This window comes from Streptomyces sp. Y20, from assembly GCF_043195475.1.
GTDB lineage: Bacteria > Actinomycetota > Actinomycetes > Streptomycetales > Streptomycetaceae > Streptomyces.
Genome location: NZ_JBIDDP010000015.1, coordinates 184391 through 209921, shown reverse-complemented (window position 1 = coordinate 209921; position 25531 = coordinate 184391). Strand labels below are relative to the sequence as shown.

Annotated in this window: 20 protein-coding genes and 1 pseudogene; 11 read left to right on the top strand and 10 right to left on the bottom strand. The window is 73.8% G+C overall.

All coding sequences use genetic code 11. From position 1 onward, the window contains the following. Together ACGFT1_RS30480 and ACGFT1_RS30475 are read right to left on the bottom strand one after the other, a co-directional pair. The coding region (locus ACGFT1_RS30480) for a hypothetical protein (protein WP_373912201.1) at window positions 1-838 on the bottom strand (838 nt) is incomplete at its 3' end. A 141-nt stretch (window positions 839-979) separates the two neighbouring features. Further along, on the bottom strand, window positions 980-1438 hold the full coding sequence (locus tag ACGFT1_RS30475; RefSeq protein ID WP_373912200.1) for a flavodoxin family protein: 459 nt from the start codon (window positions 1436-1438) through the stop codon (window positions 980-982). A 119-nt stretch (window positions 1439-1557) separates the two neighbouring features. On the opposite strand from ACGFT1_RS30475, the gene ACGFT1_RS30470 reads away from it, so the two are divergent. Then, a complete protein-coding gene (locus tag ACGFT1_RS30470) occupies window positions 1558-2202 on the top strand; it encodes a class I SAM-dependent methyltransferase (protein WP_373912199.1) in 645 nt (214 codons plus the stop codon). A 6-nt stretch (window positions 2203-2208) separates the two neighbouring features. Here ACGFT1_RS30470 and ACGFT1_RS30465 read toward each other — a convergent pair whose 3' ends face one another. Then, window positions 2209-3537 carry a lipase family protein gene (locus ACGFT1_RS30465; RefSeq protein WP_373912198.1) on the bottom strand — a complete coding sequence of 443 codons (1329 nt, stop codon included), beginning with the start codon at window positions 3535-3537 and terminating at the stop codon, window positions 2209-2211. A 262-nt stretch (window positions 3538-3799) separates the two neighbouring features. On the opposite strand from ACGFT1_RS30465, the gene ACGFT1_RS30460 reads away from it, so the two are divergent. After that, window positions 3800-4489, top strand: a complete 690-nt coding sequence (locus tag ACGFT1_RS30460) for a lipoprotein (RefSeq protein WP_373912197.1) — start codon at window positions 3800-3802, stop codon at window positions 4487-4489. A gap of 24 nt (window positions 4490-4513) precedes the next feature. Here ACGFT1_RS30460 and ACGFT1_RS30455 read toward each other — a convergent pair whose 3' ends face one another. Further along, window positions 4514-5152, bottom strand: a complete 639-nt coding sequence (locus ACGFT1_RS30455; protein WP_373912196.1) for a GNAT family N-acetyltransferase — start codon at window positions 5150-5152, stop codon at window positions 4514-4516. Window positions 5153-5207: 55 nt separating this feature from the next. Here ACGFT1_RS30455 and ACGFT1_RS30450 point away from each other — a divergent pair. Further along, window positions 5208-6021 (top strand): annotated as a pseudogene (locus tag ACGFT1_RS30450) (DUF4158 domain-containing protein); the annotation flags it as partial. A gap of 10 nt (window positions 6022-6031) precedes the next feature. Here ACGFT1_RS30450 and ACGFT1_RS30445 read toward each other — a convergent pair. From ACGFT1_RS30445 to ACGFT1_RS30430, 4 genes are all read right to left on the bottom strand, one after another. Then, the gene (locus ACGFT1_RS30445; protein ID WP_373912195.1) at window positions 6032-6523 is read right to left on the bottom strand and encodes a hypothetical protein; all 492 of its coding nucleotides are present in this window, start codon (window positions 6521-6523) and stop codon (window positions 6032-6034) included. 94 nt (window positions 6524-6617) lie between these two features. Beyond that, the gene (locus tag ACGFT1_RS30440; protein ID WP_373912194.1) at window positions 6618-7130 is read right to left on the bottom strand and encodes a hypothetical protein; all 513 of its coding nucleotides are present in this window, start codon (window positions 7128-7130) and stop codon (window positions 6618-6620) included. A gap of 31 nt (window positions 7131-7161) precedes the next feature. Next, window positions 7162-7770, bottom strand: coding sequence for a DUF4328 domain-containing protein (locus ACGFT1_RS30435; RefSeq protein ID WP_373912193.1), 609 nt, complete (start codon window positions 7768-7770; stop codon window positions 7162-7164). Between the two features lie 214 nt (window positions 7771-7984). After that, window positions 7985-9472: a transferase gene (locus tag ACGFT1_RS30430; RefSeq protein ID WP_373912192.1), complete on the bottom strand. Its 1488-nt coding sequence runs from the start codon at window positions 9470-9472 to the stop codon at window positions 7985-7987. 149 nt (window positions 9473-9621) lie between these two features. On the opposite strand from ACGFT1_RS30430, the gene ACGFT1_RS30425 reads away from it, so the two are divergent. Then, window positions 9622-9774 carry a hypothetical protein gene (locus ACGFT1_RS30425; protein WP_373912191.1) on the top strand — a complete coding sequence of 51 codons (153 nt, stop codon included), beginning with the start codon at window positions 9622-9624 and terminating at the stop codon, window positions 9772-9774. Window positions 9775-9836: 62 nt separating this feature from the next. Further along, a complete protein-coding gene (locus ACGFT1_RS30420; protein ID WP_373912190.1) occupies window positions 9837-10262 on the top strand; it encodes a recombinase family protein in 426 nt (141 codons plus the stop codon). A 151-nt stretch (window positions 10263-10413) separates the two neighbouring features. Here ACGFT1_RS30420 and ACGFT1_RS30415 read toward each other — a convergent pair whose 3' ends face one another. Then, window positions 10414-12510 (bottom strand): DUF1996 domain-containing protein, encoded by a 2097-nt coding sequence (locus ACGFT1_RS30415; RefSeq protein WP_373912211.1) that lies wholly within the window; start codon window positions 12508-12510, stop codon window positions 10414-10416. 359 nt (window positions 12511-12869) lie between these two features. Between ACGFT1_RS30415 and ACGFT1_RS30410 the strand changes: the two genes are divergently transcribed. The 4 genes from ACGFT1_RS30410 to ACGFT1_RS30395 all read left to right on the top strand — a co-directional run bounded on the left by ACGFT1_RS30410 (window position 12870) and on the right by ACGFT1_RS30395 (window position 18186). Continuing rightward, on the top strand, window positions 12870-14510 hold the full coding sequence (locus tag ACGFT1_RS30410) for an NlpC/P60 family protein (RefSeq protein ID WP_373912189.1): 1641 nt from the start codon (window positions 12870-12872) through the stop codon (window positions 14508-14510). Between the two features lie 169 nt (window positions 14511-14679). Beyond that, the gene (locus tag ACGFT1_RS30405; RefSeq protein ID WP_373912188.1) at window positions 14680-16044 is read left to right on the top strand and encodes an FAD-dependent oxidoreductase; all 1365 of its coding nucleotides are present in this window, start codon (window positions 14680-14682) and stop codon (window positions 16042-16044) included. A 551-nt stretch (window positions 16045-16595) separates the two neighbouring features. Continuing rightward, window positions 16596-17849 carry a hypothetical protein gene (locus tag ACGFT1_RS30400; protein ID WP_373912187.1) on the top strand — a complete coding sequence of 418 codons (1254 nt, stop codon included), beginning with the start codon at window positions 16596-16598 and terminating at the stop codon, window positions 17847-17849. A 49-nt stretch (window positions 17850-17898) separates the two neighbouring features. Continuing rightward, window positions 17899-18186, top strand: a complete 288-nt coding sequence (locus ACGFT1_RS30395; protein ID WP_373912186.1) for a DUF1232 domain-containing protein — start codon at window positions 17899-17901, stop codon at window positions 18184-18186. Window positions 18187-18402: 216 nt separating this feature from the next. Here ACGFT1_RS30395 and ACGFT1_RS30390 read toward each other — a convergent pair whose 3' ends face one another. Beyond that, window positions 18403-19446, bottom strand: a complete 1044-nt coding sequence (locus tag ACGFT1_RS30390) for a hypothetical protein (RefSeq protein ID WP_373912185.1) — start codon at window positions 19444-19446, stop codon at window positions 18403-18405. A gap of 554 nt (window positions 19447-20000) precedes the next feature. Between ACGFT1_RS30390 and ACGFT1_RS30385 the strand changes: the two genes are divergently transcribed. After that, window positions 20001-22589, top strand: coding sequence for a SpoIIE family protein phosphatase (locus ACGFT1_RS30385; RefSeq protein ID WP_373912184.1), 2589 nt, complete (start codon window positions 20001-20003; stop codon window positions 22587-22589). 118 nt (window positions 22590-22707) lie between these two features. Continuing rightward, on the top strand, window positions 22708-25446 hold the full coding sequence (locus ACGFT1_RS30380; protein ID WP_373912183.1) for a SpoIIE family protein phosphatase: 2739 nt from the start codon (window positions 22708-22710) through the stop codon (window positions 25444-25446). Window positions 25447-25531: the final 85 nt, after the last annotated feature.

Below are 25531 nucleotides of genomic sequence, written 5' to 3'. Positions count from 1 at the left end.
GCCGGGGGGGTGGTGGGGGCGGGTACAACGTGAAGGAGCCGGACGCCTCGGCCGTCAGCAACGGCGGCCTCTCCGGGCAGCCGTCGGGCCGGAGGGTGCTGATCCGGTCGGTCCCGGTCACACGCCCCTCGCTGAAGTACCGGCCCGGAGGCCGCTCCACGGTCGCCCGGCAGCGCACGAAGTCCCCGGGGTCGAGGCTCGGGACGGTGTCGTCGCCGGCCGGGCAGACGATGCCGGGCGGCTGGAGCACGGGATCGGTGAGGCGGAGGTCGAACACCGGGCGGTTGCCGGTGTTCGACACGTCGTAGAGGACGGTGACCGGGCCGGGGGCCAGGGGCCGGCCCGGCACCCCCACCTCGGTCCCGACCGTCTCGGACAGGGCCAGCCGGCCGCCGACGCCGGCGTATCCGGAGCGGGCGGTGGCCCAGGACTCCTGGCCGAGGGAGGGGATGCGGCCGACGGCCGTGACGTCCGCGATCCAGGTGCCTTCGCGCGCGGTGGCCCACGCGGTGCAGGTGGCGGAGCCCAGGCCGCGGAGCATCGGGATGTGGTCGTCGCCGCCGGGGCAGCGGATCCTGGCGCCCGGCAGCCCCGGGTCGTTCACCCGCACGTCGTACAGGTCGGCTCCGCTGCGGTCGGTCAGCCGGTACGTCTTCACCAGCGGGTGGCCGACGCGGATGCCGGGGTGGGTCGCCCCGGTGCCCGGCCGGGTGTCGACGTCGACCTCCAGGGCGAGCCCGTCGCTGCCCGCGCCGTCGGCGACGGCGCGGTCCACCGGTCCGCCGGACACGGCCGCGAGCAGCGGCAGGACCACGGCGAGACGTGCCCCGAGGGCCACGCCAGCACCTCCCTAGTAGTCCTATGAACACACAAGTAGGACTAACAGAGCGGCTCGATGGCGTGCTCCGGTCCACGCCGTTCACGGCGCACAACCGCACAAGGATCACCCCGGTGGCCGCGCGGCCGGTACCGGGACGGCTCAGCCGTTCGGCATCAAACCCGCCGCGAGTGTGGCTCCCAGCTCCCAGCACGCCTGGGTGTCGCCCTTGTCCGGCGCACCGGTGACGGTCACCGCGTCGGCCGCCCGGCGCCAGGCGAGACCGGTGGTGACGGCCTCGACGGCGCGGACGGCTCCGGTGGCGTCGTTGCCGCCGTGGACGTAGTAGCCGAAGGGGCGGCCCCGGGTCTCGTCCAGGCAGGGGTAGTAGATCTGGTCGAAGAAGTGTTTGAGGGCGCCGGACATGTAGCCCAGGTTCGCGGGCGTGCCGAGCAGGTAGCCGTCGGCTTCGAGCACGTCGGAGGCGGTGGCGGACAGGGCCGCCCGGCGTACGACGCGCACGCCCTCGATCTCGGGTGTCGTCGCGCCGGCCACGACGGCTTCGAGCAGCGCCTGGCAGTTCGGGGACGGCGTGTGATGGACGATCAGCAAGGTAGGCACGCACCGCACCCTGCCGTGCGCACACCGCTGCCCGCAAACGCCGGGTGCCGGCAGGCGTCACCGGCGCCCGCCCGGGGTAGGACGGTTCCGGCAGCCCGCACGCGGCGACGGAAGGGGGCATGGTGGCGGAGGACGATCGCCGGGCACCGGCCGCCGAGGTGTTCGACGCGCTCGGAATCGCCTACGAGGAGGCGTTCGCCGCGTCCGAGCCGCACCGGGCGTCGCTGCGCAGGCTGCTGGAGCGGCTGGCGCCCGGCAGCAGGGTGCTTGACGTGGGCAGCGGGACCGGACGGCCGACCGCGCAGATCCTCACCGAGGCCGGGCACCGGGTGCTGGGCGTGGATGTCTCCCCGGTGATGACGGAGCTGGCCGCCCGACAGGTGCCCGCAGCGGATTTCCGGCTCGCCGACATCCGTGAACTGCCGCTGGACGATGCCTCGTTCGACGCCGTGTGCGCCTACTTCCCGTTGCTCCAGATGTCCCGCGTCGAGCAGGCCGCCGTCGTGGCGAAGCTGGCCCGCGCCGTGCGGCCCGGCGGGTCGGTCGCCCTGGCCACCGTGCCCCTCGACGTGGAGGACGCCGAGGGGTTCTTCATGGGACAGCCGGTACGGGTGACGAGCTTCACCGCCGGCGCCTTCACGGACCTGGTCACCCGGGTGGGCCTGACGGTGCTGGCCGAGGAGCACGCCGTGTTCACCCCGGCCCACCCCGGCGCCGTACCGGAGCCCCACCTGTTCCTGGACGCCCGGCGCGGGACGCCGTGACGCCGGTCAGGGCTGGAGGGGCAGCAGCCGGCAGGTCGAGCCGGCGGGCCGGCCCGCGAGCCGGTCGGTGAGCCAGTCGACGGCGTCACCCTGGTCGGCGAGCAGCGGCGCGAAATGGTTGAGCAGGGCCCGGCCCAACTGCGGTGCCAGCACCGGCACATAGGTGACGTCGGCGCCCTTGCGGCACCAGTCGACGGCCAGCCGGCGGGCCTGCGCGTGCGGGACCAGGTCGTCGTTGATCCCCGTCGCCACCCGCACCGGACCGGTGGGCCTCCCCGTGCCGATGCGCTGCCGGTCGAGGAAGTCCCGCAGAGCGGGCTCGGCCGCGACGACGTCGGCGAGGGAGGACCCGTCGGTGGTCCAGGCGGTGCTGTGCGCGGAGTTGTAAGAGAGGATCGCGTCGCCGACGCACATCGTGGACAGGTCGGCCAGCGCGGCCTTGCCCGCCGCGTTGAGATGCTTGTCGGCGATCGGCCTCAGCGCGGGGTCGGACTGCAGGAAGCCGTTGACGGCCCAGCCGAGCGCGCCGGCCAGGTCACTGCCGTCGATCGCCTCCGTCACCTTGGCGAGATCGGCGGGCGGTGCCCCCGAGTAGGTGCCGGACAGGGTGATGTCGGGGGCGTAGGAGGGCTGGAGTTCGGCCGCGGCGGCGGTCGCGCCGCCTCCCTGGCTGTAGCCGTACAGCCCGACGGGCGAGGCCGCCGTGACCGAGGCGCCCTCCAGGTTCCGGGCCGCGCGGACCGCGTCCAGCACGGCGTGGGCGCCGTCGAGCCGATTGACGTAGGTGTGCAGTCTGTCGGTCGTGCCGAGTCCGGCGTAGTCGGTGACGACGACGGCCACACCCTCGGCGAGCATCCGGTAGATCGCCAGGTCTTCGTAACCGACGGACACCGTGCGGCCGTTGAGGGTCAGCGGGTGTTCGAGGCCGAGCGAGGCAGCGCACTGGTCGCCCTGGCCCATGGTCCCGGGGGCCAGCGCGACCAGTGGGCGTGGTCCGCCGTGCTTCCACGAGGCCGCCGGTTCCAGGTAGGCGCCGGTCACCGCGACCGGCTGCCCGGCGGAGTCCGTCGACTTGTACATCAGCCGGGTGGCCCGGCCGGGCAGGGGTCCGTCGAGGCCCGGCAGGCTCAGCGCGAGCGGCAGCCGCTCGCTGCGCACGAGGGCGCCGTCGGCGGTGGGCAGCACGGAGGGCGGGGTGTAGAAGGCCGGGATGGTGACACCGCGGGACACGACGGTGTCCGTGGCGGTGGCGGGGAGCGCGGCGGCGGTCTGGGCGCCGAGGCAGGCGGCGACGGCGATCGCGAGGGCGGCGGGCACACGGGTGCGCACGGACATGGCGGACCTCCTGGGCGGCGGGGTGGGGCAGGGGGCTCCGGAGAGGCTGGCAGGGACCTTACTTTTCAGTAAGTTACTGGCGGTAGCCCCACGGCGGTCACGGTTGGGTAATGTTGACTTGTTGTCAGCAAGGGTTCCGAAGCCCGTCCGAGGCGCCGCTGTCCGCACGCTCGGCTACAGTGACCGGCCGGACAGCGGGGAGACGGAGGTGCAGGTCGAGGTGGGGGGCGTAAAGGCCGTGGGCTTCGTGCGGAGGGCAGCCATGGGCATGGGTGCGGCGGGCGCGGCCCTGCTGACGACGGTGCTCAGCGGATGCGCCGGGCCGAGTGGCACGGACGGCACGGGCCGACCGGGCGCATCCAGCACGGCACCGGCTTCAGCGTCGGCGTCGGCGTCGGCGTCGGCCAAGGCAGGTCCGAGCGGTGGCACGATCGGCGCCGCCGGCTCCGCCTGCGAACTGCCCGTCAGGTTCCACATCGCCCGGCACTGGAAGGCCAAGTCGATCGCCGCCGGGAATGAGCCCGGCGAGGGGTCGGACGAGAGTGACGGCGACCTCGGCGGGGCGCTCGCCGACAGCCTCCTCCGGCAGGGGCCGGTCACCGCGGCCTGTGAGATCGACGCCAAGCCCGCGGGGAACATCGGCTTCCTGCGCGTATGGACCGGCAGGACGGGCGATGCCGACGCCGGCGGCGTGCTGCGCGCGTTCGTCGCCGCGGAGGACGACGTCAGCAAGGCGACGTACCACTCCTTCACGACCGGCGGCGTCTCCGCCGTGGAGGTGGAGTACCTCTGCACGAGCAAACTCCTGGAGGAGACCAAGAGGGAGAGCGCCTTCGCGGTCAGCACGCCCGGCGGGCCGGTCGTCCTGCACCTCGGCGGCATGGACACCGAGGAGCACGAGGAGATGCGGCCCGCCTACGACCTCGCCAAGCGGACCCTCGAACTGGCCTGAGGGCCGTGCGGCCCCGCGGCGCGTTCAGGACGGGGCCGTCTCCCGGCCCAGGTAGGTGAGAGGGCCGGCGTCCGCGACCGGGATCACGTGGAAACCGAGCCGGTCGTAGAACGCGCGGGCGGCCGTGTTGGCGGTGACCATGCCGAGATGGACCGCCCGTACGCCCCGCCCGCACAGGGCGGCCAGGAAGGTGTGCAGCAACTCGCGGCCGTGGCCCCGCCGCTGCCAGTCCGGCAGCAGGTCGATGTGCAGATGGGCGGGATAGCCGGCGAGTTCGGGTACGAGCATCCGCTCCGGCCGGTGCAGGAGGTGGATCATCTCCTCGGTGGGTGTGCGGGGCGGCGCCGTGGGCTCAGGATAGCGGCCGGCCAGCCGGGGGATCCAGGCCTGCCGGAAGTCCCTGACGAAGCTTTCGGTGTCCGCGGTTCCGACGACGTACCCCACCGCCCGGCCCGTGCCGTCGTCCAGCACGAAGGCGAGGTCCGCATCGAAGTGGACGTACGGCTCGGCGAACAGCGCCGGCATGAGCCGCGTGTCGGGGTAGATCGCCCGGGAGTCGCCTCCGTTGTGCGCGGTGCGCACGCAGACGTCGGCCACGGCTTCGCGGTCGGTGGGGCGGCAGGGGCGGATAGCGGGAGCGGACCGCGGAGGAAGCGAAGGCATACCGGCATCCTGCATCCACTGGGAGCGCTCCCACAAGGGGATGGATCAGGATGCCATGCCAGTTGATTTCCTGTCTGACGATCAGGCCGAGGCGTACGGGACGTTCGCCGAGGAGCCGACGCGGCCCGAGCTGGAGCGGTTCTGCGTCCTGGATGACGTGGACCGGGAGCTGATCGCGCTGCGGCGTACGAAGCAGCACCAGCTCGGGTTCGCGCTTCGGATGGGCGCCGTGCGGTATGTGGGGCTGTTTCTGGGTGAGGATCCCTTGGCTGTGCCGTGGTCGGTGGTCGAGCATCTGGTATCGAGGACGCGTCGTGCGTGAAGCGGCGGTACGCGGAGCGGCGGCAGACGGTGTACGGCCACGCGTGGGAGATACGCGACGCGTACGGCTACCACGTGTACGAGGACCATGCGACGGGCCGGACGTCAGGGCGTTCCTGCACGGGCGGGCGTGGGCGGCGCACGCGGAGGGGCCGAAGGCGCTGTTCGATCACGCGGTGGGCTGGCTGCGCCGGAACCGCGTTCTGCGGACGGGTGTCTCGGTGCTGGCGCGGGAGGTGGCGGAGGTCCGGACGCTCGCGGAGAAGCGGCTGCACACCACGCTCGCGAAGGCCGCGCGACGGGTGGATCCGTCGTTGGCCGGGGACCTGGTGGCGCTACTGAAGACGCCGGAGGGCAAGCGGTACTCGTACCTGGAGCAACTGCGCCGGCCGCCGACGCGGACCACGGGCGCCGGGATGAAGAACGCGTTGCAGCGGGTGGATGAGATCGCCGCGTACCGGCTGGTCCGGGTGAAGCTGAACAAGGTCCCGCCGAACCGGTTGTCAGACCAGCCCCATGTCGTACTGCCTGCCGGCGGCCCGGAACTGGGCACAGGTGTCAGGTGCCGGACCTGAATGCATCAGGAGGCCATACGACGTCGACAGCCAACCCGGCCAGGCGGGCTGCGGCTACGGTGTCTGCCGTACCGCCGCCACGACCGGTGGGGGCGCTGCCGTCCCAAATGGCGACAAGGCGGTCCGCGCCCTGGAGAAGTCGGTGATTGGCCGCTTCGTAGGCGGCGCGGCCCGCGTGCTCGTACGGCAGGACCACCAATTCGGCGGCGGCGGCACGTAGAGCGTCGAAGGTGGCGAGGTCCGCTGGGCTGACGACCGCTTCCCGGTAGTCCCGGGACGGGATGATCGCCGACAGTCGGCCGCCGAGCGAGAGGATCTCCTCAGCGAAGACGGTGTCGGCGCCTCGGGCCAGGCACGAGCGCCCCACCAGCGCGTCGTCACTCAGGTCGGCCAGCAGCGCACGAAGGTCGGCCCGGATGCGGCCAACCGCCTCGTCGGCCAGGTCCATGTGACCGGTGACGGCGATGGTGACCATGTGACAACCCGCTTCCAGCCGAGGCATGTGCCCCTCACCCTAATCCGCTCCGGAGGCAGGGAGGGCGGGCGGGCCGTAGCGGGTAGCGTCGCCGTCACAGCCCGACGGCAGCGAAGCCCAGAAGGTAGGCCACGGCGAAGAGGACAGGGATCCAGCGTTCGACGCGGTTGAGCGGGAGATAGACGCGCCAGTCCCGCCCCTCGCCGAGGGCGCGCCATTCGGCGGCCACGAAGGCTCGGGCCGGCAACCGCTCCTCAAGCGCTCCTATCACCTCGAACTTGCCTCTGTTCAGCTGCTGGTAGGAACGAACGGTGAGCCACCAGGTGGCGCACATGCCCAGCAGGACGAGCAGTGCCGCGAGGGCGAGTGCGACCGGAGTCCGGCCGTGACGTTCCTGGGACAGCCAGGTGCTGAGGAAGACGAGCAGCGTGCTGTGGAGAGTCAGGAAGAAGGTGTTGGCGAGGTTGCGCCGAGCGCTGACGCGGTCGGCCATCTCCACGCACAGCTTGTACTGCTCGAAGATCGAGGCGTGATAGGTCGCGGCCGAGGCGCGGAAGTTCTCTGCGCTGATGTCCTCGTTCCACAGCGAGTCACTGATTCCGACCAAGGTGGCATCTCCGCTTCGTCGTTGAGGGGGCTCACACGGCGTTCCCGACATGCCCGCCGGTCTGCCACGTGGTGACGCGCCTGACGATGAGGAGCAGGAGCAGGCCGGCCGCCACGTAGAGCGCCGTGAGCAGGGTGGAGAGGTTCGCGTTGGTTAGCACCTGATGCTCGCTGTCCAAATTGTTGGCTACGCGCCACTGCATCGGCTTGACGACGATGTTGGCGGCCACGAACAGCGCCCACCAGGCGCTGACCAAGGTGACCGGGACGGATCGCCGGGGGGCGCTGGCCCGCCAAACGTCCGACACCACCTGGTACGGGATCCACAGATTGGCCACCGGCGTCATCCAGCCGCCCACCGCCCAGCCACGGGCCCGACGGTGCGCGGCGGCACCGCCCATCAGCTCGGAGTTGATCCGGGCCCGCCACAGCCAGACGGCCACCGCGATGCCGGCCGCGCCCCCTACCAGCACCAACACCCAGACCGATCCCAGCTTCGCGAGGGCATCGGAGTCGGCGGCCAGCACGTCCGCAGCCGTCGCCCTCCCGGCCAGGTAGTCGTGGAGGCGAAAGTACAGGCGCCAGTTGGCCACCGTGACCAATACCTCACGCACGAGTTCTGACGAGACCAGTAATGTCACGGCGGTGGCCGCTCCAGTCACCGCCCTGGGCCGCTCTGCACCGGCCTGGCTCGTATTCGCCGGCACGGGTTGTTGTGAACCGTCCATGATCGTCCCCCCCGGAGATCGCCGACCGCTCGCGCATGGCACGGGGGTCGGAATGCGGTTGGTCTTTGCCTCACGTACGTCCCCGGTTCCCCGTGACATCATGCGGGACGAACGTAACGGAACGGCACTAACCGAGGCCGAAGAGTTGCAGTGCTCGGCCCACGAGCCAGCCCAGCAGGCCAAGCACCGTGATCAACGCGAATCCCTTCCACAGCGACGTCTGCGTGGCGAAGTGGGCCCGCAAGGTCATAGTCCGCCTGCGGACGCCGGCGGACGCCAGAGCGTCCTTGATGGTGCGGGCCACGAGGTAGGCGGGCGTGTAGTTCATCATCGACGCCATGGCGGCCCTTGCGGCGCGGATTCCGCGGCGCAGGAGCGCGCGCCGCGGGAGCTCGGCACGGGTCACGGGTCCCACCGGGTGCAGTTGGGGAGTCCAGTCGGGGGCGAAGGTGATGACGGCGCCGGTCCAGGGATCGCCGCCGGTCACCTCGGCCAACCGGGACGCGGTCGGCAGGTGCGCGTCAAGCCGTTCGGCTACCTCGGGCACCCCGCCTGGCGCCAGCAGGACGAGCTTGCGGGCGGGCTGGGTGGCGCGGGCCTGCCCGACCTCCCACCACAGCCCCTCGCCCGGCCCCAGCCGTAACACGATGAATTGGGACAGTTCCATCAGCCGCAGCACCGTCGGCTGCCAGTCGTTGAGCGGCAGGTAGAACCGCGCCGCCCCCAGCCGCGGCATCGGCTCTCCGGGTCTGCCGACCGTGATCACGGGTCCGACGGCGCCCAACGCCCCCGTGAGCTGCTCCTCCCGCGAGTGGATGCTGACGAACGATGCCGAGTCGTCGACCTGGGCCGCCGCATCGTCGTCGGCGAAGCTGCGCAGGTAGAGCACCGGTTGGCGGCCGTCGGCCAGCAAGGCTTGAGCCGCGCCGCGCACCGAGCGCGGGCGGGTGTAGCGCAGACTCAGGAGTCCGGCACCGATCGCTGCCAGGCCGCCGACCAACGACCCCGCCATGGTCATCAGTGGCATCGTGTAGCCACGCCGCTGCGCCGCTCCGACGACGATGGCACCGCCCGCGAAAAGTACGTATCCGGTACCGCTGGCAAGCAGAAACACCGGACGCCGCCACCACGGCTGACGCGGCGCGAACCGGCTGACAACGCCGACGATCTCCGAGGCTCCCGACCGGCGCCGACGCCGCAGCCACAGCGCCACCCCGAGTAGCACCACGGCGGGCACCGCCCAGTACAGCGCGGTCGCGCGCGACGAGCCGAGTCTCCGGTCGAGCCTCAACCGGTCCCGCCGGATGTCCGCCGCCAGCCCTGCGACCCGCTCGCGAGCGAGGGAGCCACGGCCGTTCTCGACGCCAGCTGTGGCGGAGGAGACCACAGAGCGGCTCGCTCCCGACGGGGCGTTCTCCTTGAACCACGTGTCGCCCGCACGGATCTCGGCGCGCGCGGACTCCTCCCCGGCGGCATACCGGTCCAGGGCGGCCGTGAACGCGGTGGCCCGTGCGGGGGCATCGCGGAAGCGGTCGCAGGCCCGCAGGTCCATGCCCGCACTGATCGCCAGGTGTAGCGCGACATAGGCCGTGACGATCGCGACCGCCGTGATCAACCGGGTCAACGCCCGTAAACGCGAGGACACCTCGGCCCACCCCCCAGTCCCGCGGGCACCGCCACTCGGCGTGGACCGCGTCCCGTAGTACCACCTCGCCTCAACCGTGGCCAGTACAAGCCGCAACCACCAGCCGGGCGAAACCTCACATGCTCGCCAACGCACACTGCTCCCGCAGGTCCCGCGTGCTTCCGAGCACCGTCATCACCCGGGGCAGGCACAAGGGCAAGGGCAAGAACCCCAGCCTGCCCACCCTGTACCGCACCCTCGCCGAAGCCGCCGCACAGCGCGCGGACACATGACCACGACCGTGGGCTTGACCTGCTACGCGGCAAGATCAATCCCACCGATACTGGCTGTTCCGTTGGTCCCCAAGGCCGGTTACGGCCGCTCACTCAAGGACCTGGTGAACATGGTCGGCGAATCGCGACGCCGCGAGATCGGCTTCTGCTCGCTGCACGAGCGCCTCGACACCACCACCCCCGGAGGACGTCTGGTGTTCCACGTCTTCGCTGCCCCCGCCGCCGAGTCCATCCGAGAGCGAATAGTCTCCGGCACCCGCGAGGGTCTGGATGGCGCCCGCGCCCGCGGCCGGGTCGGGGGCCGCCCCACCGTCGCCACCCCCGAGATCGACCGCGCCGCCCGCGACATGCTCCCCAACCCCGAGAACTCGATCACCTCGATCGCCGAGATCCTCGGTGTCAGCCCCGGCACCCCCTACCACCACATCCCCGACCTGCAGGAACTCCGCGCCTCCGGCCGCATCCCCGGGCAGCTCACCTCAAGCTGACCGATACCGCTACTGGCCGTTCTGATCCTCCCCAGAGGCCAGGATTTGCCGCGGCGGCCCCCCTCGGTGGAGGAGGGCCGCCGTAGGGGCTGCCGGACGGACCGGCGTCGTCAGGTGCCGGGGGTCAGGGGCGGCCGGTGGGTGGCCGTGGTCAGTAGGGCAGGCGGCGGGCCCGGATCAGCATGAACAGGCCCGAGAGGGCGAGCAGCGTGCCGATGGCCGCGGGCCACAGGTGGGCCCCGGTCTCCGCCAGGCCGCCCCCGGCCGCCTGGGGCGGGGTCTGCGCGGTCGCGGGCGGGACGTACCCGGCGGCGGTGGCCCGGTCCGACGCCGAGGACGCGGGCGCCGACGGGGCCGGTACCGGCCGGGACGACGTGGGACGGGAAGGGGCCGAAGCGTCCGAAGCGGGCCTGCCTGCCCGGTCGCCCCCGCCCCCGGCGCCCGTCCCGTCCTGCTTGGTGGTGCGGGCCGGCGCGGTGGTCGCCTCGGTCCTCGGCGCCTCATCGGCGCGGGAGGCCGACGGCCCCGGCGCGGAAGTGGCGCCACCGCCGGGCTCCGTGGCCGTGTCCCCGCCGGGCTCCGTGCCGGTGTCCCCGCCGGGCTCCGTGCCGGTGTCCCCGCCGGGCTCCGTGCCGGTGCCCCCGCCGGGCTCCGTCGTGGTCCCGTAACCGGGGGCGGGGGTCGCCGGAGACCCGGAGGTCGCCGTGGGCGTCGCGGACGCACCCGGGCCGCCGGTACCCGCCGTGGGCGTCGCGCTCGCACCGTCGTCGCCGTCGCCGTTGCCGCCGACACCCCCGTTGCCGCCGGACGGACCGCACGTGCGGCCGGAGTTGATGCAGTCGACCATCTCGCGCATCAGGTCCTCGTCGAAGACGTTGATGAAGTCGCCGTGGTCGGTGACGGGCTTGTGCAGCTGCTCGGGGAAGGAGTCCACCGCGAACAGGGGGACGGTACGGCCGCCGTCCGCGAGGCTCGGTGCGGCGACGCCGTAGACGATGCGCTGCACCAGCTGCGGTATGGGCCGGAAGCCGGCCGGGCAGGAGCCGTCGACGGTGGCGAACGCGACGTGGGTGCGGTGGTTGGCGCTGTCGGTGTTGCGGCCGTCCCAGCAGCTCTGGAACCGGAAGGTGCGCACGACGTCGCTGCCCCGCGGGCACAGCGGATACTTGTCCTTCAGCTGCCGGTCCTCGTGACCGGTGCAGCTCCAGGACGCGTTGGCGTTGCCGGGACCGTTGACGAAGGCCTTGGCGTCGCCGGTGATGATGCGCAGCAGGCGCGGCATGGCGGTGACCTTGCCGCGCGGGTTGCCGACGAACGTCAGCGTCACCGCCTTGGGGGTGACGATCTGGCCGGCGTTGCCCTCCGTACCGCCGCCCGGGGCACCCGCGTCCCGTTCCTGCCTGCCGTTCTGCAGGCGCAGCACCGGCCAGTAGTACGTGGACCTGTCGCCCTGGTCGACACAGCTCGTGGCGGCCTTCGCCAGGTCGTCGTCGCCGGCGAAGGCGTTGTTGCCCTGGTTGCCGACGTAGTCGTGGAAGTGGTGGGCGCCGTTGGAGACGCCCGGGGCGACGATGACGTTGTCCGAGTTGAACAAGCCGTTCGCGTTGACGCCGCAGTCGGAGGTGAAGGAGCCGCGCGAGGCGTCGGACCCCGGGGAGGCGGCCGGCACGTCGGGCTGTACGGCGGTGATGTCCGCGTAGTCGGAGACGACCGGCCCGTTGCCGGCCTGACCCGCCCCGTTCTGGCCCTGGCCGGTACCGTTCTGTCCCTGCCCGGTTCCCCCCTGTCCCTGGCCCTGCCCGGTGCCGCTCGGGGTGGCCGTGGGCTGCCCGGTGTCGCCGGGGCGCAGGGTGCAGGCGGCCAGGTCGTCCAGGCCCCGCGGGTGCTCCCCCGCCCGGCCGAGGGCGTCCGTGATGCGCCCGATGGAGGCGGACCGCCTCCCCTTCAGCGGGTTCATGATCGCGTCGGGGGCGGATCCGGTGTCCTGGCCGGTGCCGCCCCGTCCCCACTGCTGGAGTTGCCGGTAGGCCGCCGCGGTCTGCTGGTCGAGCAGGGCGAGTTGGCGGTCGACGTCCGGGCGCGCTGCGTCCGGAACCGCCGTCAGCCGGCTGCCGACATCGGGGCAGTCGATCGTCGCCATACCCGTGGACAGCACGCGTGCGGTGGAGTCCGTGCCGGAGCCGTCGCCCCAGCCCTCGCCGGCCGAGGCGTAGACGTTCACCGCGGCCAAGCCGGCTCCGCCCAGCATCAGTGCGAGCGCCGCGAGGGTCGCGCGTCGTGCGCCGGTCGGGCGTCTGCGCCTGTTGCGTACCAAGGTCGTCCCCTGTGTGTGCTCGCGGTCGGACATGGAATTCCCCAGCCCCATACGGAGGACGGAGCCGTCGCGTTCAACGGAATCGCGAATTCACCGGAGTCTCACAGGAAAACACGCGCCTCGCCTCTTCCCACTCGAACCTCGTCGCGAACATCACGAATACGTATCGGACATTCCGCACCTCAACCTTCACACGAGGTACACACGTTGGCTAGGTTGACGCTCGGCCCGGCCGGCTCAGTCCCGGCGAGCGGCCCGACTGCCCCGCGGGGCGAGGAAGGAGCACCTCTTCCATGGCGCCGGAGAGCCGCGACGAGGTCCGTCAACGGATCGAGTCCCTCTATGACCAGGCCGAGAACGCGACCGGGAACTTCAACGCCACCCGGGCCATGGCCGCCCAGCGGCGTTCACGCGGCGTCCCGTTGGCCAAGCGGACGGGCAGGCGCGCGGAACCGGCGCTGGACACGATGGCCCGGCAGTGGTTCGACGCGGCCCGCGCCAAGCTCGGCCCGACCGTCCCCGCCGTACTGCCCCCCGACCGCCTGCCCGAACAGCCGGCCGCACCGGCGCGTTCCCAGGGCCACGACGGGGGCGGTGACCTGGCAGGCGGCGCGCGGGAGGCCCTGCCCCCGGGGCCGTCGGCACGCGCGCCCCAGGCGCTGGAGCGGGGCGCGGGAGGCGCAATCGGCGAGTTGCCGGCGGGGAGTACAACGGGAGGCGGGCAGAGCGTGGGCGAGCTGACCGCCGGACTCGCCGGTCACCCGTGGGCGGCCGAGGTGACCGGGACCCTGCCGGGCGGCGGCCACACGACGGGTGAACCCGCGGGCGGGCCGGTGGCGGTGGGCGCGGTCGGCCGGCCGACGGCGATGCCGGAAGGCGGACGGGCGGTACTGCCCGATCCGGGTCTGCCCCGACCCCTCACGGGCGCCTGGGACCCGGTCACCACCGAAGCGCCCGGCCGGAGCAGGGCCGAACTGGCGATGGCGGGCGGCCCGGTGGGCCTGCCGGCCCTCGTGGAGCCGGCGCCGTCCGATGCCGGCGCCGCCGAGACGGGGCTGCTCCCGGCCGCCGCGCTGCCCCTCGCGCAGGCGAACCGCGTCCGGACCCCCAGAACACTGCCCGGTGCCGCGCCGGGTCGCCCCTCCCCCACCGTGTCCAAGGGCGACAGCCGGCGCAAACTCGCCGCGGCACGCGACCTGCTCACCCGGCACGCCTACCTGCTCGCCCCGGCTTCCGGATCTGTTCAGCCCGCGTATGCGCAGACCGCGTGGAACTCCGGCGCCCAGCCGGCTCCCTGGCCCGCACATGCGGCGACGCCCGCGGTTCCGGCGATGCCTGACATGCCGTCAGCGGACTTCGCCTCCGGCCATGTTCCGGCCATGGCTGCGCCTGCCGTGACGCACACCGCCGGCTCCCTCCCCGCCGCGGCGCACCCGGCGGACGGCATGGTCGGCCACCCGGCCACGGCTCCCGCCATGGCCGCCACCATTCACGTCACGGACACGGGCGCGGACCCGTACGCGGACCCGTACCCGGCCGCATCCACATCCGTCGGCGCCGGCGTCGACTCCCGGGCCCTGCGGGCCGCCAAGGCGATCGCATTCGCCCGGGCGCAGGTCGGCAGGCCGTGCGTGTGGGGCGCGACCGGGCCGGGTTCGTACGACTGCTCCAGCCTCGTCCAGGCCGCGTGGAAGGCCGCCGGGGTCATGCTGCCGCGCGCGGCGCACGAGCAGGCCATGGCGGGCACCCCGGTCACGGTGGCCGGCGCGGAACCCGGTGACCTCGTCCTCTTCTTCGACGACGACCGGCATGTGGGTCTCTATGTCGGTGACGGGATGATGGTGCACGCCCCCGGGCCGGGGTCGACCATCCGCGAGGAGTCGGTCTACGGGGCCGGGGAGGCGGCGATCCACCGCGTCGTCCGGCCCGCGTGACCTGGAGGCGACAGGTGGGCCGGGTCGGCGGCACCGGCTCATGAGCCGGCCCTCGGCAACCCATAAGACGGCCTTATGACCTCATAGGCCGGACCCCCGTACTTACTTAGGGCTGCCTTAGCTTAGGCTTCCTGTTCGAGTCGCCGTTCACACTCGAAGGGAACTGATCATGCCGCGCCCCCTGCGGGTAGCCATCGTCGGAGCCGGCCCCGCCGGGATCTACGCCGCCGATGCCCTGCTCAAGTCCGAGGTGGCCGCCGACCCCGGTGTGTCCATCGACCTCTTCGAGCGGATGCCCGCCCCGTTCGGCCTGATCCGGTACGGCGTCGCGCCCGACCACCCGCGCATCAAGGGCATCATCACCGCCCTGCACCAGGTGCTCGACAAGCCGCAGATCCGCCTGTTCGGCAACGTCGACTACCCCACCGACATCAGCCTGGACGACCTGCGCGCCTTCTACGACGCGGTGATCTTCTCCACCGGCGCGATGGCCGACCGTGACCTGTCGATACCCGGCATCGAACTGGACGGCTCCTACGGCGCCGCCGACTTCGTCTCCTGGTACGACGGCCACCCGGACGTGCCGCGTACCTGGCCGCTGGAGGCGGAGAAGGTCGCCGTCCTCGGTGTCGGCAACGTCGCCCTCGACGTCGCCCGCATCCTGGCCAAGACCGCGGACGAGCTGCTGCCGACCGAGATCCCGCCGAACGTCTACGACGGCCTCAAGGCCAACAAGGCCGTGGAGATCCACGTGTTCGGCCGCCGTGGCCCGGCGCAGGCGAAGTTCAGCCCGATGGAGCTGCGCGAGCTGGACCACTCCCCGAGCATCGAGGTCATCGTCGACCCGGAGGACATCGACTACGACGAGGGGTCGATCGAGACCCGCCGTGGCAACAAGCAGGCCGACATGGTCGCCAAGACCCTGGAGAACTGGGCGATCCGGGACGTCGGCAACCGTCCGCACAAGCTGTTCCTGCACTTCTTCGAGTCTCCGGCGGAGATCCTCGGCGAGGACGGCAAGGTCGTCGGCCTGCGCACCGAACGCACCGCCCTGGACGGCACCGGCAACGTCAAGGGCACCGGCGAGTTCAAGGACTGGGACGTCACGGCGGTCTACCGGGCGGTCGGCTACCTCTCCGAGAAGCTGCCCAAGCTGCCCTGGGACATCGACTCCGGCACCGTCCCGGACAAGGGCGGCCGGGTGATCGAGGAGGGCGGCACCCCGCTGCGCTCCGCCTATGTCACCGGCTGGATCCGGCGCGGCCCCGTCGGCCTCATCGGCCACACCAAGGGTGATGCCAACGAGACCGTGGCCAACCTCCTGGACGACTACGCGAACGGCCGCCTGGAGACCCCGGTCACGCCCGAGCCGGAGGCCGTGGACGCCTTCCTGGCCGGCCGTGGCGTCCGCTTCACCACCTGGGAGGGCTGGTACCGGCTGGACGCCGCCGAGCGTGCCCTGGGAGAGCCGCAGAGCCGCGAGCGGGTGAAGATCGTCGAGCGCGAGGACATGCTGCGGGCCAGCGAGGCGTGAGTTCCGCAGGTTCCGCACCCGGCCGGACGTCGCGGGGGCGGAGGCCGGTGCACCGGCCCCCGCGCCGTTCGGGCCCGGACCGCCCGGGCGGACGGCTCGTGCGGCGGCACGGGTGGCACGGGTGGCACGGGTGGCACCCGACGTCCTGATGCCGGTGACTCGGGTCGCCGCGTCGCCGCGCTGCTGCTCGCCGCCCGGTGCGGCTGGGCCGCGTAGCGCGAGCCGCCGGGCGAAGGGGCCGGGCGCGGCGGGAGCAGGGCGGGGCGCGGCCTGCCCCGCCCTGAGCCCCGGCAGGGTGAACGGAGCCCGCCCCTGAGCGGATGGACGGGCGGGCCCCGTTCGCCGGACCATTGTCGACGCCCTACGCGGCGGCACGGCACGGGTGCGCCACGGTCGTGTGACGCGTACCGCGCGCGTCCCGGGCGCACGGCGCACACCGCGTGCGCGGGCGCACACCGATCCGTGACGCGCGGCGGCGGGCCCCGGCCGACGGATCGCCCGGGCCAGCGGTGATACTGGAGGCGCACCCGCCCCCATCAGCAGATTGGCCCATGTCGAACTCCGCCGGCGACCGCGCCACCATCCCGCAATCCGTCTGGGCGGCCCGGGGCCGCCACACCGGCCCCGGCCCCGAGGACGTCGTCCGCCGCGTCCTGCACCGGCGCAAGGAGAGCGGGGACATCGACGACTTCGCCGAGCCACCGCCGGCCGGCGAGGACCCGGCCGGGCGGGTCTTCGAGGCACGCTGGCGGGCCGCCGGCACGGTGACCGTACGGGCCCGGCTCACCCTCGTACCGCATCCGAGCCGGCCCGAGGAGCACGAGTGGCGGCTCGTCGCGGAGGCGGAAGGCCCGTGGGACGACACCTGGCCCTCGCCCGCCACCCTGTTCTGGCCCGAAGGTGGCGCGGAGGGGGGCGACGGCTCCTGGGATCATCACGCCACCGTCCCCGGCCTGCGGTTGCGGCAGGCCAACGCGCTGCCCGCGGACGACAAGGAGATGCGGCGCCGGCTGCGGGACGCGGCCCGCGAGGCCTGGTGCGTCAACGTGGTCGTGCACGAGGCGATGACGCCGGACGAGCGGGGCCGGCTGCCCCTGACCCGGCTGCTGCCGCCCGGCCTGCGGCACCGCGTGGTGGAGCACCGGGCCACGCCGCAGCAACTGCGGGCCGTGAACTGGGCGCTGAAGGACCTCGGTGTCGAGGTGCCGCGCGGTGGCGCGGTACTGCTGCCCCCCGACCCGGCGCCCAAGGACTACGACGGCCGGGAACACAGCGTGCGCAACGTCTTCCTGGACGGTTCGGAGCCGGCCGAGCTCGTCGCGGCGCTGCGGCACTTCACCGCCCAGCCCCGGCCCCTGCCCCAGGGTGCCGAGGAGGCGCTGACCGATCTGCGCGACCACTGGACCCTGAGGACCCTCCAGGAGGAGCTGGAGCGCGAGCGGCGGCTCGTCGCCATGTACGCCGAGGCGCTGGAGGCGATGACGAAGTCCCGGGATCTGTACAAGCAGGCCGCCGAGCAGGCGCTGGAGGCGCTGTCCGCCTACCGTGACGTCCCCGCACCCGCCCTGCCGCAGCAGCAGCGGCCCACCGCGCGGACGCCGGTCTCGCTGCACCAGTTGACACGGACGTTCGAGCGGCTGAAGTTCACGGCCAAGGGCCGCCAGCGGCCGGAGTCCACCGCGGGCGCCTCCCCGGACGGGACACCGGCTGACGGGACACCGGCTGACGGGACACCTGCCGACGGCGCGGCGGCGGACGGCGCGGGCACCGGTGCCTCCGGCGGCTCCGGCGGCCGGCTGGCGTAACCCGGAAGCGGGAGGGCAGAAGGGGCGGGAGGAGGCGGAAGGAGAGCGTATGGACACGTCCGGCACCCTGCTCGCGATCGCGGCCGTCGCCGCGGCGGCGTTGCTCGCCCTCGCCGTCGCCCTGCTCGTCCGGCTGGTACGGACCCGGCGTTCGCTGCGGCGGGCCGGTCTGCCGACGGGACCGCGCTGGGTGTTCTGGGGAGCGGTCGCGTATCTGATACTGCCCACCGACCTGCTGCCCGACCCCGTCTACCTGGACGACATCGGCGTCCTGCTCCTCGCCCTGCGCAGCCTGCGCGCGGCCCGGCCCCTGCCGCCCGGCCCGTCCGAGTCCTGACCGGCCACCGAGGCGGCCGGCCACCTCGCCGGGGGCCGGGGGCTCGGTGTGCGCCCCGACCAGGTGGCGATGTGGCGACAGGCCACGGACGTCACCGCCGTCGCGCCAGGCGTGGGGCCGCCGGACCGCCGCCGCCGGGGCCGGTCGAGCGGGTGACCGGTCTCGCGGTGCCGTGGGCCGGTGCCGGCGTGAACCGGCCGCGGCGCGCGGGCCCGCTCAGCGGCTTCGGCCTCGGCCTCCCTTCGCCGGGCGCCCGGTGCCCCCGGTCAGGGTGGTCAGCACGACCGTCAGTGCGGCGAGTGCGGCTGCCGCGGCCGTCATGCCGGCCATCCAGGGGGGCGCCAGCGTCGCCGCCGCCAGACGGGACGGGTCGGGCACGCCGAAACGTCCGCCGAGCGCCTGGCCCGCGGCGAGCACCGCCGTGACACCGGCCGCGGCCGTCGCCGCGACGAGCCGGGCCTGCGCCGCCCGCGCGGTCATGGCCAGCGCCAGCAGCCCGCACAGCGCCGAGGCGAGCAGCGTGGCCCCCAGTACGCCCTGGGGCAGTCCGGCCCAGTAGCGCGGGGCGTGAGCCGCCCCGCACAGCAGCACCACCGGTGCGGCACCACGTGCGGCATACGCCTGGGACCCCGCCCCCCGGCCGTCCGCGGGGCCGTTCCTGCCCTGCCTCTCGCCGGGCCGTTCCCCGTCCGCCCGCCTCCCGGCCGGGTTCTCCTTCGTCGACCGCTCCCCCGGGGCACGGTGCTCCGTGGCCGGTCTGCCGGCGGCAGGACGGCCGGGTCCGGCCGGCCTGGTGCGCGGCGCCTCGGTGCCGGGCGTGGGACGCGCGGCTGTGGTCCCGGGAGGCGCCGGCTCGGGCAGCGGACATTCACGCCCGCGGCGGTCCGCGGCCAGACGGCCGATCAGCTCGGCGAGTTCCTCGACGGGCCGGTGCTCGGCCACCGCCCGCACGGCCGCCTCACCGCAGTGCGGTTCCACCGGAGTCCGGTTCAGCAGCTGCATCAGCCGGGAGACCTCCTCCAGAGGGCGGTGCTCCGCGGCGGCTCGGATCACCTCGTCGGCGCTGTCCCTTCCCCGGGGCGGCTCGGTCAGCAGCGTCACCAGGCGGGTGACGTCCTCCACGGACCGGTCCACCCCGACCGCGCGCAGGGCGTCGGCCGTGGTCCGGGCGTGCTCGGGGGACTGTTCCAGCAGGGTGATGAGCCGGACGACGTCCTCCAGCGGACGGTCGGCGACGGCCGCGTGGACCAGGTCGCGCAAGGGGTCGCCGTACGCGGAGTCGTACGCGGAGTCCCGTGCGACGTCCTGTGCGGAACCCTGTGCCGGGTCCGGTGCGCAGTCCTCCGCGCGAGGTGGCTCGGGCGGCTCCCCGGGGGGCCGTGGGGGGCGTGTCACGAGATGGGGGGCGGGCGTGGGAACGCCGGTGGTGGCCGGTGCCGGAGGTATCAGCGAATCGTCGGGACGGGAGGGCGAAGAGCGGATGGTCATCTCGGCTCCAGGAGAAGGGCGCGACCGCGCACCTGGCCCCGTGTGCGGTCAAGGCGTCACGGAGTCCATTACTAGAAGCGGCTCCTCGGCGCCGCCACTCGGGCGGGGCACAGGTGTGAGACCACCGGGCGGCGCGGGGGGGGCGCGGTACGCACGCCGGAGCGCGGGCGGCCCCCGGCGGCCTCGGTCCGCTCCGGCCCCTGGCTCCCTCCCCCGGCGACCGCCCGGCCCCGGCCCCGCCCAGGTGCGTTGCGCGTGTCCGGTGGCGCATTCTTGCTGTGTCATCCATGTCATCCATCCGGAGGCGCACGGGACGAGGTAGGCCGATGACTGGGAGCGGCGAGCGGACGGTCCGTACGCGGGCCCGGCTGGCCGCGTTGCTGACCGATGCCTCGACCGGCGCGCTCGGCGCGGCCGGCGGCCGGGTAGCCGGCGTGTACCTGCGGTCGGGCACCCCGGGCACGCTGCGCCTCGCGGTGCTCGTGGGGCTCCCCGGCCAGCTGTTCAGGCCCTGGTGGCGACTGCACGTCGGCCGTCCCTTCCCCGTCGCCGACGCCTACCGGCTGGGTGTGCCGGTGGTCCTGCCGAACGCCACGGAGACGATGCGCCGGTATCCGCAGTTCGCGGCCGGTCTGCCGTTCCCGTTCGGCTCGGTGCACGTGCCGGTGCCGGGCGGGACCGAACCGCTGGGCGTCCTCACGGTGCTGCGCCCGTCGGTGGCGGAGACCCTCGACGACCTCCTCGACCGGGACCTGCTCGTCCAGCTCGCCGAGGGCCTCGGCGAGCGCCTGCGGGTCCTGGCCGACGGCGAGGAGAGCGCGGTGGCCTGGGACGGGGAGCCGCTGAGCGTCCGGCCGCCCGCGAGCCGGCCCGCACGCGCGCACGCGGGACGGTTCAGCTGGGACCCGGCGACCTCCGAGGTGCGCGCCGACGACCGGCTGCACGCGCTGCTCGGTCTGCGCCCCGGCGAGTTCGCGGGGACGGAGGCGGCGCTCGCGGACGCCGTGGCCCCGGCCGACGCGCACCGGATCCTGGCCGCGCTGCGCGACGCCGCCGCCGGGACACCGCCGGGCACGCCGCTGGACCTGCGGTCCCGGGACGGCACCCCGCGGCTGCTCGACCTGTGGCCGGCGACCGGTGGCGATACCGGGGCGTGGCCGGCGTCCGCCGGCGACAGGGGCTCGGCGGGGTGCGGGGTGGTCCGGGGGGTGGTGTTCGATCTGGGCCCGGGGGCTTCCGCGGACGGCGCGGCCGACCTGCTGCCGCAGGGCGTGTTCTGCCTGGACCGGCTGGGGCTGATCGTGTACGCGAATCCGGCCGCGGCCCGGTTCGCGGGCCGGGAGCGGGAGTGGCTGCTCGGGCGGGCGCTGTGGGAGGCGATGCCGTGGCTGTCCGGGCCGCCGTACGACGATCATCTGCGGGGTGCGCTGCTCGCCCGGGACCCGGTGCACTTCCACGCGCGCCGGCCGGCCGGGGACCGGGAGGAGGCGGGTGGGGGCGAGTGGCTGGCCGTCTCGGTGCATCCTGGTGCGGACCTGCTGACCTGCACGATCGTTCCGGCCAGCCGTATGGAGACCGCACTGGGGACGGTTCCCGAGGCGCATGTCCCGGAGGGCACGGTGGTGGCCGGTCACTCGATGGCGCCGCTGTACCGGCCGATCGCCCTCGCCATCGCGCTGACCGACGCGGTGACCGCCCGGCAGGTGTCGGCGGTGGTCATGCAGGAGCTGCTGCCCGCGTTCGGCGGGCGGCGCCTGGCCATCTACCTGCTCCAGGACCGCCACCTGTACCTTGCCTGGGAGACCGGCTTCCCGCAGGGCTTCCTCGCCGCGTTCGAGGGGGTCGGCCTGGACGCGCACCTGCCGGGCGTGGAGACCCTGACCACCGGCCGGCCGCTGTTCTTCGAGTCGATGCAGCAGCTGGCCGCCGCCTATCCGGGCATCGCGCTCGACGCCGACGAGGGCGCCCGGGCCTTCCTCCCGCTGATCGCCTCCGGCCGGCCGGTCGGCTCCTGCATCCTCGGCTTCGAGGGTGCGCGCGGCTTCAGCACGGAGGAGCGCACGGTCCTCACGGCGCTCGCCGGGCTGATCGCGCACGCGATGGAGCGGGCGCAGCGCTACGACAGCGAGGCGGCGCTGGCGCGCGGTCTCCAGCAGGCGCTGCTGCCCCGCCGGCTGGCGGCGCACCCGCGGGTGCAGACCGCGGGCCGCTATCTGCCCGGCACGCAGGGCATGGACGTGGGCGGTGACTGGTACGACGTGGTCGGGGCCGGGGACGGGCTCGCGCTGGTCATCGGCGATGTGCAGGGGCACGGGGTGCAGGCGGCGGCCACCATGGGGCAACTGCGCAGCGCCGTGCGCGCGTTCGCGCTGGGCGACCGGCCGCCGGACGAGGTGCTGAGCGGCACCAACCTCCTGCTGATCGACCTGGACCCGGGCCAGTTCGCCAGCTGCTGCTACCTGCGCCTCGACCCCCTCACCGGCCGGACCAGGATCGCCCGGGCCGGTCATCCGCCGCCGCTGCTGCGCGCTCCGGACGGCAGCACCGGCGTGCTGGACATCCCGGGTGGTGTCGTCCTCGGGGTGGACCCGGCCGCCCGGTACCCGGTCACCGAGGTGCTGCTGGAGCCGGACGCGATCCTCGCCCTGTACACGGACGGGCTGGTGGAGCGGCCGGGCGCCGACATCGACGACGGCATCACCGCGCTCCGGCTGGCGCTCGCCGAAGCCGGTGCGGGTGCCGGCCGGGCCGGCAGGCGGTCGCTGTCGGGGGTCGCCGACCAGCTCACGGCCACCGCCCGGCACGCCACCGACCGCCCCGACGACGTGGCGCTCCTGCTCGCCGCCCGCCGCCCGGCACCCGCGCCGCGGGACCGGCCGCCCTTTTCCACCGCGCCGCTCATGCCGCCCGGTTGACCCCGCCGCGTCCTGCCGCCCCGGGAAGGCCTGTCATCGGCCTCCCTTTTAGGGGCCGGCGGTGGGCAACCCGGCTGACGGTCTCGCCTGAGGGCGCCGGGCAGTGTAGACATGGCGCATGCTGCGACTGCCCGGCCGGCCCGCGACCCGGTCGTCCCGTTCTTCCGGGCACCCGCGCGCACCGCGAGTTCCGCCGCGGAGCGGGGACGATGCGGACGGCAGCCGGCCGGGGGTGCTGCGGTCGGCGGTGTCGGGGCGCAGCGTGGCCGGGCAGGTGTTCCTGCTCCAGGTGGCGATCGTGCTGCTGCTGGTCGTCTCGGCCGTGGTGGCACAGGTGCTCCAGGTGCGGCACGACAGCGACCTGGAGGCGACCAACCGCTCCCTCGCCGTGGCCGAGACGTTCGCCCACGCACCCGGCACGGCCGCCGCCCTGCGCTCCCCCGACCCCACGGCCGTGCTCCAGCCGCGCGCCGAGGCGACCCGCAGGGCGACCGGCGTGGACTTCGTCGTCGTGATGAACACCGACGGCATCCGCTACACCCATCCCAGGACCGACCGCATCGGCAGGAAGTTCGTCGGCACGATCGCCCCCGCCCTCGCGGGCGGCACGGTCACCGAACACGTCACCGGGACCATCGGCCCGCTGGTGCAGGTCGTGGTACCGGTCAGGGACCCCGCCGGCAAGGTCGTCGGCCTGGTGTCCGCCGGGGTCACCACGGCGCACGTGGGCGGGGCCGCCGACCAGCAGCTGCCGTTGCTGCTCGCGGCGGCGGCAGCGGCGCTCGCGCTGGCCACCGCGGGCACGGCCCTGGTCAGCCGGCGGCTGCTGCGCCAGACGCGCGGGCTCGGGCCGTACGAGATGACCCGCATGTACGAGCACCATGACGCGGTGCTGCACGCGGTGCGGGAGGGGGTGCTGATCGTCGGCGGCGACGGGCGGCTGCTGCTCGCCAACGACGAGGCGCACCGCTTGCTGGACCTGCCCGAGGACGCCGAGCGCCGGCATGTGCTGGAACTCGGCCTGGACGACGAGACGGCGGGGCTGCTGGCCTCCGGACGGATCGCCACGGACGAGGTGCACCTGGTCAAGGACCGTCTGCTGGCGGTCAATCAACGGCCCACCGATCTGCGCGGCGGGCCGCCCGGGAGCGTGACCACGCTGCGCGACTCCACCGAGTTGCGCGCCGTGTCCGGCCGCGCGGAGGTGGCCCGGGAGCGGCTGAACATGCTGTACGACGCCGGGGTGGGCATCGGCACCAGCCTGGACGTGACCCGGACCGCGGAGGAGCTGGCGCAGCTGGCGGTGCCCCGGTTCGCGGACTTCGCGACGGTGGACCTGTTCGACGCGGTGCTCAGCGGGGAGGAGCCGCGGCCCGGGACGGCGCTGCGCCGCGCGGCCTGTGCCGGCATCCGCAAGGACGCCCCGCTGTATCCGGTCGGCGAGCGGATCCGGTTCGTACCCACCTCACCGCAGGCCCGCAGCCTGGTCACCGGTCAGTCGGTGGTGGAGCCCCGGCTCCGTGCCTCGCCCGGCTGGCGCGCGCAGGACCTGGAGCGCACCGACCAGATCCTGGCGTACGGCGTCCACTCGCTGATCGCCGTGCCGCTGCGGGCGGGCAGTCTGGTGCTGGGGGTGGCGAACTTCTGGCGGTCGGAGAAGCCGCAGCCGTTCGACACGGAGGAACTGGCACTCGCCGAGGAGTTGGTGGCGCGGGCGGCGGTGTCGATCGACAACGCCCGCCGGTACACCCGCGAGCACAGCATGGCGGTCACCCTCCAGCGCAGTCTGCTGCCGCGGACGCTGCCGGTGCAGGGGGCGCTGGACATCGCCTACCGCTATCTGCCGGCGCAGGCCGGGGTGGGCGGCGACTGGTTCGACGTGCTGCCGCTGTCCGGTGCGCGGGTGGCGCTCGTCGTCGGTGATGTCGTGGGGCACGGGCTGCACGCGGCGGCGACCATGGGCCGGCTGCGTACGGCCGTGCACAACTTCTCCTCGCTCGATCTGCCGCCCGACGAACTCCTCGCCCTGCTGGACGAGCTGGTCGGGCGGATCGACCAGGACGAGGCCCCGGCGACGGGCGCGGCCGTGGTCACGGGCGCCACCTGCCTGTACGCGATCTATGATCCGGTGTCCCGGCGGTGCTCCATGGCGCGGGCCGGTCATCCGCCGCCCGCGCTGGCCCGCCCGGACGGCAGCGTGGAGTTCCTCGACCTGCCCGCGGGGCCGCCGCTGGGCCTGGGCGGACTGCCGTTCGAGACGGCGGAGCTGGAACTGCCGGAGGGCAGCCGGCTGGTGCTGTACACCGACGGTCTGGTGGAGGACCGGGAGTGGGACATCGACGAGGGGCTCGACCTGCTCCGCGACGCCCTGCTCCGCACGCCGGGCGCGTCACCGGAGGACACCTGCCGCACGGTGCTGGACCGGCTCCCGGCCCGGCCGAGCGACGACGTGGCGCTGATCGTGGCCCGCACCCGGGTGCTGGGCGGGGACCGGGTCGCCGAGTGGGAGGTGCCGTCCGATCCGGCGGCCGTGTCGGGGGTACGGGCCTCGGTGACCCGGCAGCTGGCCGACTGGGGTCTGCAGGAGCTGGCGTTCACGACCGAGCTGGCCCTGAGCGAGCTGGTGACCAACGCCATCCGCTATGGGCGCGGCCCGATCGGGGTACGGCTGCTGCGTGACCGCACGCTGATCTGCGAGGTCTCCGACCGCAGCACGACGTCCCCGCATCTGCGGTACGCGGGGAGCACCGACGAGGGCGGCAGGGGCCTGTTCCTGGTCGCCCAGCTCGCCGAGCGCTGGGGCACCCGCTACACCCCGCACGGCAAGGTCATCTGGGCGGAGCAGTCCCTGCCCTGAGCGGGCGGCCGCGGCAACGTGAAAGGCGCCGCGGTCGGCATGGCCGTCAGGGGACATGCCCGGCCGCGGCGCACGATCGGCGGGC